We start from the raw sequence: 19580 nt of genomic DNA on the forward strand, positions 1-19580 counted from the left end.
CGGGGGATATGTCGATGCGAAAGAGGTGGCTTCGGGAGATCCGTGAGGAGATCGGCTATGTACGCGGTGGTTCGACGGTACGAAGGGGTGACGGATCCCGCCGAGGCGGGACGCCGGGTGGACGAGGGGTTCGTTCCCCTCCTCCGGCAGGTCCCCGGTTTCGTGGCCTACTACTGGGTCGACGCCGGGGACGGAGTGATGCTCTCCACCAGCGTCTACGACGACCAGGCCGGCGCCGAGGAGTCGGTCAGGAGGGCCGCGGCCTTCGTGCGGGACCAGCTCGCGTCGCTGCTGCCCAATCCGCCCCAGGTCACGGCCGGTCAGGTCGTCGCCGCCGGGTAGCCGGCCCGTTCCCGCAGCCCCGCCACCCCGGCCGCTCCCAGCGCCGCCAGCCCCGCCGAGACCGCCATCGCCACGTCCGCCCCCTGGGCCAGGCCGTCGCCGGGCGACGTGGCGAGGGCGATGGTCAGGGCCACGCCGGCGCAGGAGCCGATGGAGCGGAAGGTCTGCTGGGCGCCCGAGCCCATCGCGGCTCGGGCGGCGGGGACCGACTCCACCGCCTGAAGGGGGAGCGCGGCGTTGAGGAGGCCGCTGCCCGCGCCGCCCAGGACCAGGCCCGGCAGCAGACGGGGCCAGGAGCCCGCGTCAGCAGGGCGCTCGTCAGGCCCAAGAGGCTCCTGGAGCCGCTGGAGACGGATCATGTATAAACGGTGGTGAGACGGAGAGGGGGGTGGCTGGTATGCGCATGAACGTGAACAGCCGCTGGGTGCTGCCGTCCCGGCCCGCCGCGCTCCTGCTGCTCCTCCTGCTCGACCTCCTCCTGCTCGACTCCGGCAGCCTCTTCACCACCGTCGCGCTCGCCGCGACCGCCGCCGCCGGCTCGGCTCTCGCCCTCTGCTCGGTCCTCGCCGCCCGCTCCGCGCCCGCCGTGCCGCCCACCCGGGTCCGTACGGCGATCCGCGACCGGGCCCGGCGTACGGCCTTCCTGCCGCAACGCGACCCGGACGCGAAGGGCCGCAGCCGCCCGCGAGCACCCGGACCCGCCCTCCCGGCGACCCCCGCGTAGACCAACCCCGGTCCCTGGCCCCGTAGACCAACCCCGGTCCCTGGCCCCGGGTGGCCTCGCGTGCGTCGTCATGCCGTTCCACCTCTTCACCCACGGCACGCACGGCACGACGAGACCCCCCGGAGGGCTCCCACCCATGTCCGTCTTCATGTCCGCTTTCGCCGGCCTGGTCGAGCATCTCGCCGACCTGCTCCAGCCGCTGTTCCACGCCTCCGCGGCCGCCGCCGCGATCGTCCTGTTCACCGCTCTGGTACGACTGCTCGTGCATCCCCTGTCCCGCGCCGCCGCCCGCGGCCAGCGCGCCCGGGCCGCGCTCCAGCCGAGAATCGCCGAACTGCGCGAGAAGCACGGGAAGAACCAGGAGGCCCTGCAGAAGGCGGTGCTGGAACTCCACGCGGCGGAAAAGGTGTCACCGCTGTCCGGATGCCTGCCGGGGATGCTGCAACTGCCCGCGTTCTTCGTCCTCTACCACCTCTTCTCCAGCTCGACGATCGGCGGGCACGGCAACGGTCTGCTGTCCCATGCGCTGCTGGGCGCTCCGCTCGGCGGCCGGTGGAGCGACGTCCTCGCCGACGGCGGCTTCGGGAGCGGTGGTGGGCTGGTCTATCTGGTGCTGTTCGCGCTGGTCGCCGCCGTCGCCACCTTCAACTTCCGCCGCGCCCGGCGGGCGACGGCGACGCCGGTGGCGGGCGCGGCGGACCAGCAGGTGCCCGGGGTCGGCGCGGTCACCAAGGTCATGCCGTACCTGTCGTACGCCACGCTGGTCACCGTGGCCGTGGTACCGCTGGCCGCGGCGCTGTACGTGGTGACCAGTACGACGTGGAGCGCGGTGGAGCGGGCGGTGCTGTACAGGTGAGGGCCGTGGTGCCTACGGTCCAGTACGTGAACAGACTCTTGCCCGCTGCACGCTCATCTTGGAGGATCGACCAGTCCTCCGATGGCTGCACCCATCGGCCGGGCGACTGCTGTCAAGGGAGATGGTGACGACCATGAAGCTGCTGCGAGTCGGTACAGCGGGGGCGGAGCGGCCCGCGCTGCTCGACGCCGAGGGTGTCCTGCGGGACCTGACGGGAATCGTCGACGACATCGACGGGGCGCTGCTCGCCGACGCCGCGGCGCTCGGGCGGGTCCGGGCCGCCGCCGACGCCGGGGAACTGCCGGCGCTCGACGCGACCGGGCTGCGGATCGGGCCGCCGCTGGGGCGGATCGGGAAGGTCGTGTGCATCGGGCTCAACTACCACGACCACGCCCGCGAGACGGGGGCCGAGCCGCCGGCCGAGCCCGTCGTCTTCTTCAAGGCCGCGGACACGGTCGTGGGGCCGAACGACACCGTGCTGGTGCCGCGTGGGTCGGTGAAGACCGACTGGGAGGTGGAGCTGGCGGTGGTCATCGGGCGTACGGCGCGTTACGTGGCCGACGACGAAGACCCGCTGGCGTACGTCGCCGGGTACGCGGTCGCGCACGACGTGTCCGAGCGGGAGTTCCAGATCGAGCGGGGCGGGACCTGGGACAAGGGGAAGAACTGCGAGACGTTCAACCCGCTCGGGCCGTGGCTGGTGACGGCCGACGAGGTCGCCGACCCGCAGGACCTGTCGCTGAAGCTCTGGGTGAACGGCGAGCTGAAGCAGGACGGGACCACCGCCGAGCAGATCTTCTCGGTGGCGGAAGTCGTGCGGTACGTCAGCCAGTTCATGGTGCTGTACCCCGGGGACGTCATCAACACCGGGACTCCGGCGGGGGTGGCGCTGGGAGCGCCGGAGCCGAAGCCGTTCCTGCGGGCCGGGGACGTGGTGGAGCTGGAGATCGCGGGGCTGGGTCGTCAGCGGCAGGAGTTCAAGGACGCGTAGCCGCTCCGCTGGGAGAGCCGGGGAACTGCGCTCGTCGGTCGTCCGCGGGCCGGATGTGGTCGCTCGCGCAGTTCCTCCCCCAGCCTTCGGCCGGGGGTACCCCCAGCGCCCCTGAGGGGGCACCCCAGTGGGGCCTGCTACAGCTTCAGGAAACTCTCCAGGGCCTCCACCACGAAGCGGTGGTCCTCCAGCTGGGGCAGGCCCGAGACCGTTACCGTGCCGATCACGCCGACGTTCTCCACGGTGATCGGGAAGGAGCCGCCGTGGGCCGCGTACTCGTCCGGGTCCAGGCGGGAGGACTCCTCGAAGGTCGTGCCCTTGGCGCGGAAGCGGGCGCCGACCAGGTAGGAGGCCGAGCCGTAGCGCTCGACCACGCGGCGCTTGCGGGCGATCCAGGCGTCGTTGTCGGGGGTGGAGCCGGGCAGGGCCGCGTGGAAGAGCTGCTGGCCCGCGCGGTGGATGTCGATGGCGACGGGGGCCTGGCGCTCCCGGGCCATCTCCACCAGCAGCGAGCCGAGCGCCCACGCGTCGTCGTACGTGAACTGCCGGAACACCAGGCGGCGTTCCTGCTTCTCCAACTCCTCCACGGGCGGCGTGAGTTCGGGAGTGGTCCTCGGGGTGAGCTGCGGGTGGTGCATCAGAGGGTCACCGTCACCTTGTCGCGTGCCGAACGGCGGGCTGCTTCGAGTACGTCCAGGGCGGCGGCCGCCTCCAGCGCGGTCACCGGGTTGGGGCCCTCGCCCCGCAGGGCCTTGGCCACGGCCGCGTAGTACGCGGGGTAGTCACCGGGGAGGGTCGGGACGGTGCTGCCGCCGCCGGTGACCGGGGACTCTCCCCCAGAGGGGGCACCCCCAGCGCCGACACGGCCGTACAACGACTCCGGTTCCTGGCCCCAGGCGGCCGCGGTGCCCGGGCGCTCGCCCTTGCGCAGGGCGTCCTCCTGCGGGTCCAGGCCGTACTTGACGTAGCCCGCCTTCGAGCCCAGCACCCGGAAGCGCGGGCCGAGCTGGGCCGCCGTGGCCGAGGCGTACAGGTGGGAGCGGACGCCGTTCGCGTGCGTGACGGCGATGAAGGTGTCGTCGTCCGTCTCGGCGCCGGCCCGGCGGATCACCGACTCGGCGTACACCTCGGTGGCGGGGCCGAAGAGGACCAGGGCCTGGTCGACGACGTGGCTGCCGAGGTCGTACAGGAGACCTCCGATCTCTGCCGGGTCGCCGGACTCGCGCCAGCCGCCCTTGGGCTGCGGACGCCAGCGTTCGAAGCGGGACTCGAAGCGCCAGGGGTCGCCCAGCGCACCTTCGTCGAGAAGGCTGCGCAGGGTCAGGAAGTCGTTGTCCCAGCGGCGGTTCTGGAAGACCGAGAGCAGCAGGCCGCGCTCGTCGGCGAGGGCGGCCAGCTCGCGCGCCTCGGCGGCGGTGCCGGCGACCGGCTTGTCGACCACGACCGGGAGGGCCGCCTTGAGGGCGGTCGTCGCCAGCGGGACGTGCGTCTTGTTCGGGGACGCGATGACGACCAGGTCGAGCTCGGCGGCGCGGTCGAACAGCTCGTCGGGGCCTGCGACCGTCCGGACGCCGGGGAACTCGGCCTTCGCCTGCGCCTGCCGCTCGGGGTTCGAGGTGACCACCGTGTCCAGGGCGAGGCCCTCGGCGGCGGCGATCAGGGGGGCGTGGAAGACGGATCCGGCGAGGCCGTAGCCGATGAGGCCGACGCGAAGGGGAGTGGCAGCTGCTGTCATGCGTCCTACTTTCGCAACGCTGTTGCCAAAGTGCAAGTGGGAGGGAGAATGAGTGGCGTGAACAGGACGAGGAGCGGGCGGCCGGGTACGGCGGCCGGCGGGCGACCGGGTGCGGTCGGGGCCAATCTGCCGGCCATGCGCAGTCACAACACCGCGCTGGTGCTGGATCTGCTGCGCACGGCGGGGGAGGGCGGCATCAGCCGGCTCGAACTGGCCGAGCGGACCGGGCTCACCCCGCAGGCGGTCAGCAAGATCACCGCCCGGCTGCGGGAGGAGGGCCTCGCCGCGGAGGCCGGGCGGCGCGCGTCCACCGGGGGCAAGCCGGCCACCGTGCTGCGGCTGGTGCCGGACGCCGGGCACGCGGTGGGGATCCAGCTCGACCGGGACGAACTGCGGGCGGTGCTCGTCGACCTCGACGGCACGGTGGTCGCCGAGCGGCAGGCGGCGGTGGACATGGGCGCCGGGGCGGAGGCCGTCCTCGGCGCGGTCGTGGAGGTGGCCGGTGAGCTGGTCGAGCGCGGCGGCGACACCCTGCTCGGGGTCGGGGTCGGGGCGCCCGGTCCGCTCGACCACACCCACGGGGTGCTGCACCGGGTCACCGGCTTCCCCTCCTGGGACGGCTTCCCGCTGCGGGACGCGCTGGCCGAACGGCTCGGGGTGCCGGTCGTCGTCGACAAGGACAGCAACGCGGCGGCCCTCGGACTCGCCGTCGGCGGCGAGGGCGGCTCCTTCGCCTGCCTGCTCCTCGGTACGGGGCTGGGCGCGGGCCTGGTGATCGGCGACACCGTGCACCGGGGGGCGCGCACCGGGGCCGGGGAGTTCGGGCACCAGGTCGTCCAGCTCGACGGGCCGCCCTGCCACTGCGGCAACCGCGGCTGCATCGAGGCGCTGTGCCTGGCGGCGGTGGCCCGCGGCGACGTGGCCGAGGCGGCGCGGGTCCTCGGCGTCGGCGCCGCGAACCTGGCCGGCCTGCTCGACATCGACCTCGTGCTGCTCGGCGGCCGCACGATCGCTGCCGCGCCGGAGCCCTTCGTACGGGGGGTCGCCGCCGTCCTCGACGCCCACACCCGGCGGGAGGGCAGCCTGCGCACGACCGTCCCGGTCCGCCTCGCTCCCGGCGGCGGCCGGGGCGTCGCGGAGGGCGCGGCCCAACTGCTCCTCGCCCCACTCTTCGGCCGCGCGGACGGCTGACCACCGCCCGGCCAGAAGGGACACGGCGAACTGCACGACCGCCCCCACCGGCCCGCAGGTGGCCGTCGGCCGTTCGGCACCGCCGGGATCCGCCGTCGTGGCTGGTCGCCGTTGCGGCGGGGGTGGGGGGATGAGCGGCGATCAGCCGGACCGGTGGGGCATCCGGCGGGGCGTTTTGAGTACCGGTGGCGCAGTCACCCAAGGGGCGCGGGGAACTGCGCGGCCAGCCCCCGCCGGCCGGCAGGTGCCCACCGGCCGTTCGGCGCCGCCGGGATCCGCCGTCGTGGCTGGTCGCCGTTGCGGCGGGGTGGGGGGAGCGGCGTTCAGCCGGACCGGCGGGGTGGGGGAGCGGCGATCAGGGAACCGGCGGGGTGGGGGAGCGGCGTTCAGCCGGACCGGCGGGGTGGGGGAGCGGCGATCAGGGAACCGGCGGGGTGGGGGAGCGGCGATCAGGCGAACCGGCGGGGTGTCCGGCGGGGCGTTTTGAGTATCGGTGGCGCAGCCGACCCAGGGGCGCGGGGAACTGCGCGCCGGCCCCCACCGGCCCGCAGGTGGCCGTCGGCCGTTCGGCACCGCCGGCCGGGTGGTGAGGGGCGGCCGATCGGGCGGAGTGTGGGTGTTTTCGCGGTGTGGCAGCCGGGGACGCCGGTCCGTGCCCGGCAGGCTCACCTGTTCATGCGCATGCGACTGAGCACCCCCCTGTCCCTCTGCCTGGCCGCCGCAGCCGTCGTACTCGTCCCCGCGCCGCAGGCGATCGCCGAGTCCTCCTGCGCGGACGCCGGCCGGCAGGGCTTCCCCCTCACCACCCGCCTCCACGACGGCCCCACGTCCTACGAGCCCGGCGGCGGTTTCGGCACCTGGTACCTCGACCTCACCAACACCACCGCCCACACCTGCGCCGACGTCCACCCGGTCGTCGTCCTCGTCGACGACAAGAAGGCCCTCAAGCCGTCCCAGACCGAGCTGGAGTTCTACGACGGCCCGCGCACCCGCCCGGTCCCGCTGACGAAGACCGACGAGTCCGAGCTGGTCGGCGTCTTCGACGGGACCGACTTCCCGGGGCTCACCGTGGCGCCCGGGGCGACCGTCTCGGTCAGGGTGAGACTGGCGATCACCTCCGACGCCGTACGCAACGGGGTCACGGTCAACGCGGCCGCCGTGCAGCGGCAGGGGTCGGACGGCGCGTGGGTGGGGGAGTCGAACGACTACCGCTTCGGCATCGGAGGCGAACCGCCGCCGCCCCCCGCGACCGCCGCCCCCGCCGTCCCGTCCGGCGGCTCCACGCAGCCCGGCCCGGACACGCCCTCGCAGAGTCCGGGACCCTCGGGGACCGGCCCCGCCAGTCCCGGTCCCGACAGCAGCCAGGGGGCCAGCCCAGGAGCCACCCCCGCCGCGTCCCCCGGCGACAGCGCCCCGCCCTTCACCGACGAGGCCGGCGGGAACCCGGACCGCCGCCGGCAAGCCTGGGACCGCCGCCGGCAAGCCTGGGACAACCGAGACTCCTGGGAAGGTGCCGACGGACCCTGGGAGGCCGGGGAACGCGCCCGTGAACTGGCCCGCACCGGCCTGGGCCTCGCTCACGGGCTGTTCACGGCCTCCGTCGCCCTGCTCGTCGTAGGAGCGAGCGCGTTCCTGCTGGCCCGCCGGCGGCGGTGACCCCTGCCGGGTGACGGTGCGGGCGGCGCCCCCGTCCGGCCGGACCGGCGTCGTCTGCGACGATCCCTGCGTGGACTACCCGAACGACCAGGCCCCCGGCGCCCCCGTCCGCTCCGGCATCCCGGAGCACGGCCGCATCCCGAAGTACTACGCGGTGAAGGCGCGGATCGACCAGCTCGTCGGCGCGCTGGCGGAGGGCAGCGTCATCCCCACCGAGCGCGATCTGTCCGAGGAGTACGGGGTCGCCCGCGAGACCGTCCGGCAGGCGCTGCGCGAGCTGGTCCTGGAGGGCAAGCTGCGCCGGCAGGGTCGCGGCACGGTCGTCGCGGGGCCCAAGCTGGAGCAGCCGCTCTCCCTCGCCAGCTACACCGAGGGGGTACGGCGGCAGGGCCGTACCCCCGGCCGTAGCCTCGTCACCCTCGACCGCTTCCCCTGCCCGGCCGCCCTCGCCGCCGAGACCGGCCTGGAGCGCGGCGAACCCGTCTGGCACCTGGAGCGCGTGCTGCTCGCCGACGACGAGCGGGTCGGCCTGGAGAGCACGTACGTCGCCGTCGCCCGGGTCCCGCACCTCGACAGCGACTTCCACCCCGACTCCTCCTTCTACGGCTACCTGCACGAGAAGGGCATCGCCTTCGGGGACGCCGACGAACGCATCGAGACCGTGCTGGCCACCCCGCGCGAGGCGCTGCTCATCGGCACCCCGCCGGCCCTTCCGATGCTGCTGATCCACCGGGTGTCACGGGACACCGAGGGACGGCCGCTGGAGCGGGTGCGGTCGCTGTACCGGGGGGACCGGTTCTCGTTCTCGGCCCACCTCGGCGGCTGAAAAGTACCGATTTCGGCTGCTTCTGATCTTGGCTGGGTATCACGAAAAGATAACGGGTCTAGCCCAAACGTATTGACCGGTTCACGCTCTCGTTGTCAGCCGGACCTTTCCGGTTCCCCAGTCGCGAGGAGCGTGGCCGCCGTGAGAGTGACAGTCGTCGGAGCAGGCGTGGTGGGCACCATGCACGCCTGGCAGGCAATGGAACGCGGCCACGAGGTCGTGCAGATCGAGCGCGAGGCCGAGGCCCGCGGCGCCTCACTGCGCAACTTCGGGCAGATCTGGGTGAGCGGGCGCGCGGCGGGCGCGGAACTCGAGACCGCCCTGCGGGCCAGAGAGCTGTGGGAGGAGATCGGCGGCCGGGTGCCCGCGCTCGGCTTCCGCGCCAACGGGTCGCTGACCCCGGTGCGCGGCGCGTACGAACTCGCCGTCGCGGAGGCCGCGGTGGCCCGCGAGGACGCGGCCGCCCGCGGCCACAAGCTGCTCACCCCGGCCGAGGCCCGCGCCCTGAACCCCGCCCTGCGCGGGGACTTCGACGCCGCCCTCCACTGCGAGCGGGACGCGGCCGTCGAGCCGCGCACCGCCCAGCTCGCCCTCCGCGCCGAGCTGCTGAAGTCCCCGGACTACACCTTCCTGCCGGGCCGCGAGGTCCGCGAGGTGACCGGACCCGGCACGGTCCGTGACGACCACGGTGACGTCCACCACGCCGACGCCGTCGTCCTGTGCACCGGCGCCTGGCTCGGCGGCCTGGTCCGCGAGCTGGCCGGACCCGGCCTGCCCGTGCGCCGGGTCCGCCTCCAGATGATGCAGACCGACCCGCTCGGCGAACCCCTCCCCACCTCGGTCGCCGACGCCGACAGCTTCCGCTACTACCCGGCCTACGCCTCCCCGGCCCTGGACGAGCTCAACGCCCGCTCACCGCAGCCGGAGACGGCGGCGGCCCACCGCATGCAGCTGCTCATGGTGCAGCGCGCCGACGGCGGCCTGACCATCGGCGACACCCACGAGTACGAGCACCCCTTCCCCTTCGACACCGTCGAGGAGCCCTACGAGCACCTCACCGGGGTCGTCGAAGCCCTCCTCGGCCGGCCACTGCCGCGCATCCGGCACCGCTGGGCCGGGGTGTACGCGCAGTGCACCGACCCGACCCGGGTCGTGCACCGGCAGCAGGTGGCCGACGGGGTGTGGCTGGTCACCGGGCCCGGCGGGCGCGGCATGACCTGCTCGCCCGCGATAGCCGAGACAACCGCCGACGAACTGGGCTGGTGACAGAGATGACCGACAAGGCAGGGACCACCGAGGACATCCGGCTCGTCGTGCTCGACATGGCCGGTACGACCGTCGCGGACGGCGGGCTCGTCGAGCACGCGTTCACAGCCGCCGCCCACCGTCTGGGCGCCGACCCCGACCAGATGATCGACTACGTCCGCGCCACCATGGGCGAGTCGAAGATCTCCGTCTTCCGGCACCTGTTCGGGGAGGAGACCAGGGCCCAGGAGGCCAACCGGGCCTTCGAGGCGGCCTACGCCGAACTCGTCGACGCAGGCAGGGTGCACGCCCTGCCCGGCGCCCGCGAGACCATCGAGAAGCTCCGGGCGGACGGCCGTACCGTCGTCCTCACCACCGGGTTCGCCCGCGCCACCCAGGACGCGATCCTCGCCGCCCTCGGATGGCGGGACCTGGTGCCGCTCACCCTGTGCCCCGCCGACGCCGGGGGCCGCGGCCGGCCCTACCCCGACATGGTCCTCACCGCGCTGCTGCGCACGGCCGCCGCCGACGACGTCCGCCAGGTCGCCGTCGCCGGCGACACCTCCTACGACATGCTCACCGGCGTCCGCGCCGGAGCGGGCCTGGTCGCCGGGGTGCTGACCGGCGCGCACGACGCGGACGCGCTGTGGGCGGCCGGGGCGACCCATGTGCTGGAGAGCGTCGCGGACCTGCCGGGAGCGCTCGGATGACCAGCGGCATCCGCTTCGACTCGGTGAGCGTCGCCTACGACGGGAACGTGGTCCTCGACTCCCTCGACCTCACCGTCGCCCCCGGCGAGGTGATGGCCCTGCTCGGGCCGTCCGGCTCCGGCAAGACCACCGCGCTGCGAGCGGTCGCCGGGTTCGTACGGCCCGTCTCCGGGCGGGTGTTCCTCGGTGACCGTGACGTGACCGAGCTGCCGCCGTACCGGCGGGGGATCGGGATGGTCGTCCAGCAGTACGCGCTGTTCCCGCACATGCGGGTCGCCGACAACGTGGCCTTCGGGCTCCGGGCGCGCAGGACGGCCGGGGGCGAGATCCGGGAACGGGTCGCCGAGGCGCTGGAGATGACCGGGATGGCGGCGTACGCGCGCCGCTATCCGCGGGAGCTGTCCGGCGGCCAGCAGCAACGGGTGGCCATCGCACGGGCGCTGGCCATCCGGCCGGGGGTGCTGTTGCTGGACGAGCCGCTGTCCGCGCTCGACGCGCAGCTGCGGTCCGGGATGCTGGCGGAACTGGCCCGGCTGCACCGGGAGCTGCCGGACGTGTCGATCCTGTACGTCACCCACGACCAGGTCGAGGCGCTGACGCTGGCCGACCGGATCGCGGTCATGGACAAGACACGGCTGCGGGCGTGCGGGACGCCGACGGAGCTCTACCGGGCGCCGGCCGACGAGTTCACGGCGTCCTTCGTCGGCGGGGCGAACCTGCTGCCGGTGACCGTGGCGGCGGGGGGTGTCGACTTCGCAGGGGTCGGGGTGGAGGTGGACACGGCGGGGGCCGCGTCCGGGGCCCGGGCGACCTTGTGCGTGCGGCCCCATCTGGTCGGGCTCGGCGACGGGCCGAACAGGCTGGTCGGCAGGGTGACCGACGTGCAGTGGCGGGGGGCCACGCATCGCTTGTACGTCGAGGTGGGCGGGCATGCGGTGATGGCCGATCTGAGGGAGTTGAAGGATCCGCCGGGGTTCGGGGACGACGTGGCGTTGCACTTCGCGCCGGAGGCTGCGGTGTTGCTGCCCGCGGGGGTCGGCCGTGGGTGAGGTTGTTGCCCGGCAGCGGGCCGGTGGGGGCCTGTCGCGCAGTTCCCCGCGCCCCTTTCGGGGCGCGTTGATCCTGGCGCCAGTTGCATTGCTGGCTCTCTTCTTCCTTTATCCACTGGCCCTCGTCGTCCAGCAGTCCGTCCACCCGGACACGGGTGGCACTTCCCTCCAGCCCTACGCCGACGTGTTCGCCTCCGAGTCGTTCCGGAACGCTCTGTGGACCACCGTCTGGATCGCCGTCTCCTCCACCGTCGGATGCATGGTGCTCGGCTTCGGGCTGGCGCTGGTCATCGCGTTCATCCCGTTTCCCGGGGCCAGAGCCGTTGCCCGGTTCGTCGACGTCTACCTCTCCTTCCCGTCCTTCCTCATCACCCTCGCCCTGCTCTTCATCTACGGCACGACCGGGATCATCGGGTCGTTCCAGTTCCTGACCACGCCGTGGGGGGTGCTGCTCGCCGAGGTCACCTACTTCACGCCGTTCGTGATGCGGCCGCTGCTCGCCGCGTTCTCGCAGGTGGACACCGCGCAGATCGAGGCGGCGTCGAGTCTCGGGGCGCGGGCGCCGCGGATCGTGGGCCGGGTGATCCTGCCGGAGGCGCTGCCCGCGCTGGCGGCCGGCGGGAGTCTGGTGCTGGTGCTCTGCCTGAACGAGTTCGGGATCGTGCTCTTCACGGGGGCCAAGGGCGTGACCACCCTGCCGATGCTCGTCTACAGCAAGGCGATCCTGGAGTCCGACTACCCGGGTGCCTGTGTCGTCGCCGTCGTCAACGTCGTGATCTCCGTGGGTCTCTACGGCCTCTACCGGGTGGTGAGCCGTCGTGCTGGTGCATGACCGCGGGGCCAGGTGGGTGGTGTGGGCGGTGTTCGCCGTCCTCTTCCTGCCGCTGTTCGCCCTTCCCCTCCTCGTCGTTCTCGGTGCCTCGTTCGCCACCCACTGGTCCGGTGTGCTGCCCTCGGGGACGACGGTGGCCAACTTCAGGTCCGCCGCCCGCGGCGACGCCCTGCAGGCCCTGATCACCAGCCTCCTCACGGCCGTCACGGCGAGTCTGCTCGCGCTGGCCGTCGGCACCTGGGCCGCGCTCGCCGCGGCCGGGCTGAACAAGCGGCAGCGGCGGGTCGTCGACGCCCTGTTCGTGCTGCCGGTCGCCGTGCCGTCGGTCGTGGTCGGGCTGTCGCTGCTGGTGGCCTTCTCCAAGCCGCCGATGCTGCTCAACGGCACCCGGTGGATCGTGATCCTCGCGCACACCGTGCTGGTGACGGCCTTCGCCCACCAGTCGGTGTCGGCCGCGATCGCCCGCCTCGACCCCGCCTACGAGCAGGCCGCCGCCTCTCTCGGCGCCCGGCCGGCCTATGTGCTGTGGCGGGTCCGGCTGCCGCTGCTGCTGCCCTCGCTCACCGCCGCCGCGGGACTCTGCTTCGCCCTCTCCATGGGCGAGCTGAGCGCCACGATGATGCTCTATCCGCCCGACTGGACCCCGCTTCCGGTCCTGATCTACTCGGCCACCGACCGCGGCGCCCTGTTCGCCGGCTCCGCACTCGCGGTGGTCCTGATGACGGCGACCCTGATCGTCCTGTTCGCCGTCTCCCGCGTCCGCAACCGGGCCTCGTACCGCTGATCCACACCCCTGACCGACGCAAGGAGTTCGCCTCGCCATGCCCAGAAACACGCTCAAGATCGCCGTAGCCGTCTCCCTCCTCGCCACCCCGCTGCTCTCCGCCTGCGGCGGCTCCTCGGCCGCAGCCGACGAGAAGGCCGTCACCGTCTACAGCGCGGACGGTCTCAAGGGCGAGAACAACGACGGCTGGTACGACAAGGTCTTCGCCGACTTCACCAAGCAGACCGGCATCAAGGTCAAGTACGTCGAGGGCGGCTCCGGCGAAGTGGTGCAGCGCGCCCTGCGGGAGAAGAGCAACCCGCAGGCCGACGTGCTGGTCACGCTCCCGCCGTTCATCCAGCAGGCCGACAGCAAGGGGCTGCTGCAGAAGTACCGGCCCGCCGGCTCCGCGCAGGTCGGCGCCGCCGACAAGGGCGCCGACGGCACCTGGACCTCCGTCGTCAACAACTACTTCGGCTTCGTCTACAACAAGAAGGAGCTGAAGCAGGCGCCGACGACATGGGAGCAGCTGCTCGAAGGCAGGTACAAGAACAAGCTCCAGTACTCCACGCCCGGTGTCGCCGGTGACGGAACCGCCGTGCTGATCAAGGCGATCCACGACTTCGGCGGCGAGAAGCAGGCCCTGGACTACCTCGGCAGGCTGCAGGCCAACAACGTAGGACCGTCCGCCTCCACCGGCAAACTCGCCCCCAAGGTCGACAAGGGCGAGCTGCTGGCCGCCAACGGAGACGTCCAGATGAACTACGCCCAGACCAGGACCATGCCCGACCTCGGCATCTGGTTCCCGGCGGCCCGGGGCGGCAAGCCCACCACCTTCGCGCTGCCCTACGCGTCCGGCCTGCTCACCGGCGCCCCGCACAGCGAGAACGGCAGGAAGCTCCTCGACTTCATGCTCGCCGAGAAGCAGCAGGAGGAGGTCAGCTCGATCGGCGGCGGCTTCACCGCCCGTACCGACGTCAAGGCCACCGACGCCAACGCGGCCGCGCTGACCCGGCTCATGGCCGGTGTCGACGTGTTCACGCCGGACTGGAACGACATCGACAGGAACCTCACGTCGTACGTGGACGCCTGGAAGTCCGCCACCGGCAGCTGACCGCGCTCCGGAACACCGAGCACGACCGCTACGCCCCTGGACCGGATGATCGACGGGGTCGTACCCACGCAGTCCTGACTAGGCTGGGGGCCGTCGGTACACCGTGGTTCCGGCGCCCCCGGCTCACGCACGACACCGCACGCAGGACAGCTCACGCGTGACCGCACGTCCGCCATCCGCACGCCAGGAGACGCACCACATGGCAGAGCGCAAGCCCATCGAGTCGTGGCTCACCGACATGGACGGGGTCCTCATCCACGAGGGGGTACCGATTCCCGGAGCGGAGGCCTTCCTGAAGAAGCTGCGGGAGTCCGGACGGCCCTTCCTGGTGCTCACCAACAACTCCATCTACACCGCCCGTGACCTGCACGCACGGCTGCGGCGGATGGGGCTCGACGTGCCGGTGGAGAACATCTGGACCTCGGCGCTTGCCACCGCCCAGTTCCTGGACGACCAGCGGCCCGGCGGCAGCGCCTACGTCATCGGCGAGGCCGGTCTGACCACCGCCCTGCACGACATCGGGTACATCCTCACCGACCACGAGCCCGACTTCGTGATCCTCGGCGAGACCCGCACCTACTCCTTCGAGGCGCTGACCAAGGCCGTGCGGCTGATCAACGACGGTGCCCGGTTCATCGCCACCAACCCCGACAACGTCGGCCCGTCCGTGGAGGGCGACCTGCCCGCCACCGGCTCGGTCGCCGCGCTGATCACCGCCGCGACCGGCAAGAAGCCGTACTTCGTCGGCAAGCCCAACCCGCTGATGATGCGGGCCGGGCTGAACGCGCTCGGCGCCCACTCGGAGACCTCCGCGATGATCGGCGACCGCATGGACACCGACGTCCTCGCGGGTCTGGAGGCCGGGATGCGCACCTTCCTGGTGCTCTCCGGCGTCACCCAGCCGGACGACGTCGACCGCTACCCGTTCCGGCCCTCCGAGGTCGTGGACTCGATCGCGGACCTCGTCGACCGGATCTGACCGGCTCCGGATCCATCCGGATCGCCTCTGAACCGGCTGCGACCGGCGGGGATCAAACCTGAGACCACCCGTACGGAGCAACAAGGCGCCCCCCGAGGATGCGGGGGCGCCCCGTGCGGGGGAGCCTCCAGATATCTGGAGGTTCACGATGGGCTCTATTCCCCTCACGCTCTGCACCGGACTCCTGGCCTGCGCCGCCGGTCTCGCCCCGGCGGCCGCCCTCGCGGCGGACGGCCAGGGCGTCACCGTGACCCCCGCTTCCCCGCCCGCCGGATCCGTGGTGGCGCTGCGGGCGAGCGGCTGCTCCGGTACGACCGGCACCGCCGTCTCGACGGCCTTCGTCGCGGACGCCCGCCTCGGCGGCACCGGCGGCGACCTGACCGGCCAGGCCCAGGTCCGCTCCACGGCCGGCGCCGGCACCTACACCGTGCAGGTCAGCTGCGGCGGCTCGGCCGTCACCGGCAGCGTCACCGTCGTACCGCAGACGTCGTCCCAGTCGTTCCGGCAGGACGTGCCCGGCGTGGTGCCCGCCTCGCCGTTCGCACCCGTGCACGCGGGCGGCGGCGGTACCGCCCCGCTCTCCTCGGCGGACGCCCGCTCGGCCGGTCCCGACACCGCGCAGGCGGTCACCGGCCTGCTCCTCGCCGCTTTCGCCGTGGCCGCCGTGGGGCTGCTGAGCGCCCGCCGCCGCCAGGGCGCGCGCTGAGGACGGGAGCACGATGTCCGACGACACCGAACGTTCCCCCGGCACCGGACGGCTGCTGACCGGGGTGGCCTGGGCGGTCCTGCTGCTCGGGCTGTGGCTGTGGGGCCGCGGAGTGACCGAGATACCCGACGCGATGACGGGGCCCACCACGGGCGACGTGGCCGCCGTCGGCCGCCCGCCCTCGGATCCCGAACTCCCGCCCGCGGCCAAGCCGTTGCCCGCTGCCGTGCCCGAGCGCGTCGACATACCGGAACTGGGCGTGCAGGCCCCCGTGGTCGCCCGCGGCCTCGACGAGGACGGCGGGGTCGATCCGCCGCCCTTCGACCAGCCCGGCGTGGTCGGCTGGTACGGCTCCGGGACCGACCCCGGCGCGGCCGGTACCGCGGTCCTGGTCGGGCACGTCGACACCGAGACCCGGCCCGCCGTCTTCTACAAGATCAGCACGATGCGCCCCGGCGAGACGATCCGCGTGGTCCGCGCCGACAACACGGTCGCGGAGTTCACCGTCGACGACGTCCGGGTCCTGCCCCGCGACCACTTCGACGCCCAACAGGCCTACGGCCCACGGCAGTCGGGACGCGCCGAACTCCGCCTGATCACCTGCGGCGGCACCTTCGACCGGACGACGCACCGCTACACGGCGAACGTGGTGGTCTCGGCGTACCTGACGGGCACCGGTCCGTAGAGCGCGCGGCGGTGACCCGAACTCCCGGACAACCCTTGGCGTCCCCGGGGTGTCTGAAGGGTGGCGGGGCGAGAGGCGTCCCGTGGGGAGGGGCACGGAATGACCAACCGTCAGCGCAAGGCGGGGGCGGTACTGGCCGCCTTCGCGGCCGCCGTCGCCGCATGGCTGCCCGCCATGTCCGCACAGGCCGCGGACGGTCCTGTGGTGCACATCTTCGTGGTGAACGACAACATCGGGGTGCCGGTGCCGACCCAGGATCCGCCGCAGATCAGCTGGGGCCTGGACAACGACGGGCCGGGCGCCGCGAAGGACGTCACGGTCAAGCTCGACTTCAGCCAGGTCAAGGACTGGGTCACCGTCAACGGGAAGACGGTCGACACCTACACGGCGCCCGCGCTCGGCGACCTCCACGAGGGCGACAACGGAGGCGGCTTCGTGGACCTGCGGGCGAAGGGCGGCACCCCGCTGGGCACCAAGGGCACGGTGACCCTCAGCGGCACGTCGTCGAACGGCACCGTGATCTCGAAGGACGTCGAAGTGACCGCGGGTGACGTGGAGCTGAAGGTCAACAAGCTCGCCGACCGCAAGGGCGACAAGCCCGGTTCCACCATCGGGTCCCCGCTCACCATCAGCAACACCGGCTCCCTGCCCGCGAACGGCGTCCAGCTGCAGGTGCTCACCACCCCCGGCCTCTCCTACGCGGACAGGTTCTCCAACTGCTCCTACTCCACGGTCTCCGGTGATCCGTACGGCTCCACCCAGCAGGCGTTGTGCACCTTCGACACGACCGTCGAGCCGGGCAAGAGCTACCGGTTGGACCAGCCGCTCAAGCTGGACGTGAGCAAGCAGGCCCTGTACGAGTACATCCGCCGGGAGGCCCTGCCCGTGAGGGACGCCGAGGCGCCGTCCGGGAGCGGCCCGAAGCTCTCCCTCGTGGCCGCCGGGGCCGCGGACACCGGCGCCACGAAGGTCGGCAGCCAGTACGTCATGGTCGACAACACGGCGGACATGGCCGCGGGCGGCGACACCGTCGCGGGCGCGCCGGGCGACCTGGTGCACGTGGACCTCACGCTGAGCGACGAAGGACCGGCCCGGATGGCCAACAACGTCGGCGACGACCAGCCCGCGCTGCTGTTCACCGTCCCCACCGGCACCAAGGCCGTGGAGATCGCCGACCGGTGCCGGGTGTGGGACCCCGAGGCGCAGTCCAGCACCGGAGAGCGGACGCCTGGCGCCGCGCAGTACGTCTGCTTCCCCGAGCCGAACCAGTTCGAGGTCGGGGACACCCGTACCTTCGGCTTCGGCCTGAAGATCCGCGAGGGTGCGAAGACCACCACCGGTGAGGTCCGGGCGACGACGTCGTACGACACCGCCCTGGAGTTCGACCACAACCCCGACAACAACACCGCGCCCGTCACCGTCAACGTCGAGGGCGACGACAGCGGTGCCACCCCCTCGCCCTCCGCGTCCGCCACCACCCCGGGCACCGACGGCAAGGCCGGCGGCAACGACGTCACCCCCCAGACGGTCGCCGACACGGCCGGGGCCGGCTCCCTCGCCAGCACGGGAAGCAGCAGCATGCTGCCCGTCGCCGCCGCGGCGGGCGCGGGCGCGCTGCTGCTCGGCGGCGCTCTGGTGTTCGTCGTCAGGCGCCGCAGGCCCTGACCGGGGGTCCGGCCGGGGCTCGCCGGCCCGGCCCGGTCGGCGGCCCGCTCCCCCTGAAGCCACCGACCGGGCTGGTCCTCAACCGCGCGCGCACGGGCCGCGGGAGTAGCCCGGCGTCAGGCGCGGGAGGCTGGTGGGCGGGCCGGGGCCCGGGCCGCCCGCAAGCGACTCTAGAGGCAACGGGCGCCCGGGCCTAGGTGTCCGCCCGCCGAGCATCCGCGCCGGTTGTCACCCCGGGCTGTAACAGCTCACCGACAAGGGTTGGGCGATCTCGTGACGAGTGCGGTGGGTATGTCACGATTGGGCTCTGGCCAAGTGCACCCAGGGGGGAATTGGATGTACGACAGCAGGGGGGCCCGCTCGGCGGCCCGGGCCGGGGCACTGGGGGCGGCGCTGCTGCTCGCCGGCTGCTCCTCGGGCGGCGGCTCGGACGGGGACCGGCCGGCCGCGAGTCCGCGGGCGGCGATCACCCAACAACCCAAGGAGGCCGACCCGTTCTGGGTGAACCCGGACTCCAACGCGGCCCGCCAGGTGAAGGCCTACGCGCAGGCCGGCAAGGACGGCGACGCCGAGCAGATCCGCAAGATAGCGGCACAGCCGACCGGCGAGTGGATCGGCCCGGAGAACCCGGAGCAGGAGGCGCGCGGCTTCACCGAGGCCGCCCAGAAGTCCGACCGCACGGCCCTGCTGGTCCTCTACGACATCCCGCACCGCGACTGCGGCCAGTACAGCCAGGGCGGCGCGGCCGACGGCGACGCGTACCGGGCGTGGATCGACGGGGTCGCGAACGGCATCCAGGACCGCCCGGCCACCGTCGTCCTGGAACCGGACGCGGTACTGCACCTCGTCGACGGCTGCACCCCGGCCCGGTTCGCCGAGGAGCGCTACGACCTCCTGCGCGGCGCGATCACGAAACTCAAGTCCCTGAAGAACACCAAGGTCTACCTGGACGCGGGCAACGCGGGCTGGGGCCACCCCGACCAGATCTACCAGTCCCTCCAGCAGGCGGGCGTCGGCCAGGCCGACGGCTTCGCGGTCAACGTCTCCAACTTCTACTCCACCCAGGACTCCATCACCTACGGCAAGCAGCTCTCGGCGAAGGTGGGCGGCAAACACTTCGTCATCGACACCAGCAGAAACGGCAACGGCCCCTACACGGGGGGCAACCCGGAAGAACGCTGGTGCAACCCGCCAGGGCGGGCACTGGGGGAGACGCCCACCACCAAGACGGCGGACCCCCTGGTGGACGCCTACCTGTGGGTCAAGCGCCCCGGCGAGTCCGACGGCACCTGCAAGGGAGGCCCCCAGGCAGGCAACTGGTGGCCGACCTACGCCTTGAAACTGGCGCGAGCCTCACATACCTAGGGGCGCGACGAGCCCCGGGGACGGGGAAGTGGCGGTGGCGCGGCCCACCCAGGGGCGCGGGGCGGAGTCGATGTGCGGCTCCGCCACGCGGGCGCGACCAGCCACCACGCTCCCGCGCCCGAAGGACCCACCCGCGGGAGCGCGGC

20 protein-coding genes and 1 pseudogene are annotated in these 19580 nt (G+C 72.9%); 18 read left to right on the plus strand and 3 right to left on the minus strand.

The annotated features are described in order from the left end of the window. Nucleotides 1–57 precede the first annotated feature (57 nt). Nucleotides 58–342: a hypothetical protein gene (locus ACFY0K_RS11280; protein ID WP_294011477.1), complete on the plus strand. Its 285-nt coding sequence runs from the start codon at nucleotides 58–60 to the stop codon at nucleotides 340–342. Here the strand turns inward: ACFY0K_RS11280 and ACFY0K_RS11285 are convergent. Further along, a pseudogene (locus ACFY0K_RS11285) lies at nucleotides 321–644 on the minus strand (MFS transporter); the annotation flags it as partial. The gene ACFY0K_RS11280 and the pseudogene ACFY0K_RS11285 sit on opposite strands and share 22 nt — an antisense overlap. Nucleotides 645–739: 95 nt before the next feature. On the opposite strand from ACFY0K_RS11285, the gene ACFY0K_RS11290 reads away from it, so the two are divergent. The 3 genes from ACFY0K_RS11290 (at nucleotide 740) to ACFY0K_RS11300 (ending at nucleotide 2913) form a co-directional block, all read left to right on the plus strand. Further along, a complete protein-coding gene (locus tag ACFY0K_RS11290) occupies nucleotides 740–1066 on the plus strand; it encodes a DUF6412 domain-containing protein (protein ID WP_390639611.1) in 327 nt (108 codons plus the stop codon). Nucleotides 1067–1202: 136 nt separating this feature from the next. Then, a complete protein-coding gene (locus ACFY0K_RS11295) occupies nucleotides 1203–1922 on the plus strand; it encodes a YidC/Oxa1 family membrane protein insertase (RefSeq protein WP_390639612.1) in 720 nt (239 codons plus the stop codon). A gap of 133 nt (nucleotides 1923–2055) precedes the next feature. Next, a complete protein-coding gene (locus ACFY0K_RS11300; RefSeq protein WP_351958142.1) occupies nucleotides 2056–2913 on the plus strand; it encodes a fumarylacetoacetate hydrolase family protein in 858 nt (285 codons plus the stop codon). A 137-nt stretch (nucleotides 2914–3050) separates the two neighbouring features. Here the strand turns inward: ACFY0K_RS11300 and ACFY0K_RS11305 are convergent, their stop codons facing one another. Both ACFY0K_RS11305 and ACFY0K_RS11310 read right to left on the minus strand, forming a co-directional pair. Next, nucleotides 3051–3551, minus strand: coding sequence for a heme-degrading domain-containing protein (locus tag ACFY0K_RS11305; protein ID WP_390639613.1), 501 nt, complete (start codon nucleotides 3549–3551; stop codon nucleotides 3051–3053). After that, the gene (locus ACFY0K_RS11310; protein WP_390639614.1) at nucleotides 3551–4648 is read right to left on the minus strand and encodes a Gfo/Idh/MocA family oxidoreductase; all 1098 of its coding nucleotides are present in this window, start codon (nucleotides 4646–4648) and stop codon (nucleotides 3551–3553) included. The genes ACFY0K_RS11305 and ACFY0K_RS11310 overlap by 1 nt, the downstream gene beginning before the upstream one ends. A 48-nt stretch (nucleotides 4649–4696) precedes the next feature. Between ACFY0K_RS11310 and ACFY0K_RS11315 the strand changes: the two genes are divergently transcribed. The 14 genes from ACFY0K_RS11315 to ACFY0K_RS11380 all read left to right on the plus strand — a co-directional run bounded on the left by ACFY0K_RS11315 (nucleotide 4697) and on the right by ACFY0K_RS11380 (nucleotide 19434). Continuing rightward, a complete protein-coding gene (locus ACFY0K_RS11315) occupies nucleotides 4697–5839 on the plus strand; it encodes an ROK family protein (RefSeq protein ID WP_388718355.1) in 1143 nt (380 codons plus the stop codon). A gap of 681 nt (nucleotides 5840–6520) precedes the next feature. After that, nucleotides 6521–7495, plus strand: a complete 975-nt coding sequence (locus ACFY0K_RS11320; protein WP_390639615.1) for a hypothetical protein — start codon at nucleotides 6521–6523, stop codon at nucleotides 7493–7495. Between the two features lie 70 nt (nucleotides 7496–7565). Next, nucleotides 7566–8321 carry a GntR family transcriptional regulator gene (locus tag ACFY0K_RS11325; RefSeq protein WP_390639616.1) on the plus strand — a complete coding sequence of 252 codons (756 nt, stop codon included), beginning with the start codon at nucleotides 7566–7568 and terminating at the stop codon, nucleotides 8319–8321. Nucleotides 8322–8462: 141 nt separating this feature from the next. Further along, on the plus strand, nucleotides 8463–9587 hold the full coding sequence (locus ACFY0K_RS11330) for a TIGR03364 family FAD-dependent oxidoreductase (RefSeq protein WP_390639617.1): 1125 nt from the start codon (nucleotides 8463–8465) through the stop codon (nucleotides 9585–9587). A 5-nt stretch (nucleotides 9588–9592) separates the two neighbouring features. Then, nucleotides 9593–10276, plus strand: coding sequence for a phosphonatase-like hydrolase (locus tag ACFY0K_RS11335; protein WP_390639618.1), 684 nt, complete (start codon nucleotides 9593–9595; stop codon nucleotides 10274–10276). Then, nucleotides 10273–11325, plus strand: a complete 1053-nt coding sequence (locus ACFY0K_RS11340) for an ABC transporter ATP-binding protein (RefSeq protein WP_390639619.1) — start codon at nucleotides 10273–10275, stop codon at nucleotides 11323–11325. Before ACFY0K_RS11335 ends, ACFY0K_RS11340 begins: the two co-directional genes overlap by 4 nt. A gap of 31 nt (nucleotides 11326–11356) precedes the next feature. After that, a complete protein-coding gene (locus tag ACFY0K_RS11345) occupies nucleotides 11357–12157 on the plus strand; it encodes a 2-aminoethylphosphonate ABC transporter permease subunit (RefSeq protein WP_390639993.1) in 801 nt (266 codons plus the stop codon). Continuing rightward, nucleotides 12144–12941: an ABC transporter permease gene (locus ACFY0K_RS11350; protein WP_390639620.1), complete on the plus strand. Its 798-nt coding sequence runs from the start codon at nucleotides 12144–12146 to the stop codon at nucleotides 12939–12941. Before ACFY0K_RS11345 ends, ACFY0K_RS11350 begins: the two co-directional genes overlap by 14 nt. Nucleotides 12942–12978: 37 nt before the next feature. After that, the gene (locus tag ACFY0K_RS11355) at nucleotides 12979–14034 is read left to right on the plus strand and encodes a 2-aminoethylphosphonate ABC transporter substrate-binding protein (RefSeq protein WP_390639621.1); all 1056 of its coding nucleotides are present in this window, start codon (nucleotides 12979–12981) and stop codon (nucleotides 14032–14034) included. A gap of 199 nt (nucleotides 14035–14233) precedes the next feature. Continuing rightward, nucleotides 14234–15013 carry an HAD-IIA family hydrolase gene (locus ACFY0K_RS11360; protein WP_352361531.1) on the plus strand — a complete coding sequence of 260 codons (780 nt, stop codon included), beginning with the start codon at nucleotides 14234–14236 and terminating at the stop codon, nucleotides 15011–15013. Nucleotides 15014–15161: 148 nt separating this feature from the next. After that, nucleotides 15162–15719, plus strand: a complete 558-nt coding sequence (locus ACFY0K_RS11365) for a hypothetical protein (protein WP_390639622.1) — start codon at nucleotides 15162–15164, stop codon at nucleotides 15717–15719. A gap of 13 nt (nucleotides 15720–15732) precedes the next feature. Continuing rightward, nucleotides 15733–16404, plus strand: a complete 672-nt coding sequence (locus ACFY0K_RS11370) for a class F sortase (RefSeq protein WP_390639623.1) — start codon at nucleotides 15733–15735, stop codon at nucleotides 16402–16404. A gap of 99 nt (nucleotides 16405–16503) precedes the next feature. Beyond that, on the plus strand, nucleotides 16504–18069 hold the full coding sequence (locus ACFY0K_RS11375; RefSeq protein ID WP_390639624.1) for an LPXTG cell wall anchor domain-containing protein: 1566 nt from the start codon (nucleotides 16504–16506) through the stop codon (nucleotides 18067–18069). A 336-nt stretch (nucleotides 18070–18405) separates the two neighbouring features. Then, complete coding sequence (locus ACFY0K_RS11380) at nucleotides 18406–19434, plus strand: glycoside hydrolase family 6 protein (RefSeq protein ID WP_390639625.1); 1029 nt, start codon at nucleotides 18406–18408, stop codon at nucleotides 19432–19434. The last annotated feature ends 146 nt before the right edge of the window (nucleotides 19435–19580 follow it).

The sequence above is a fragment of the Streptomyces sp. NPDC001507 genome (genome assembly GCF_042894765.1).
Taxonomy (GTDB): domain Bacteria; phylum Actinomycetota; class Actinomycetes; order Streptomycetales; family Streptomycetaceae; genus Streptomyces.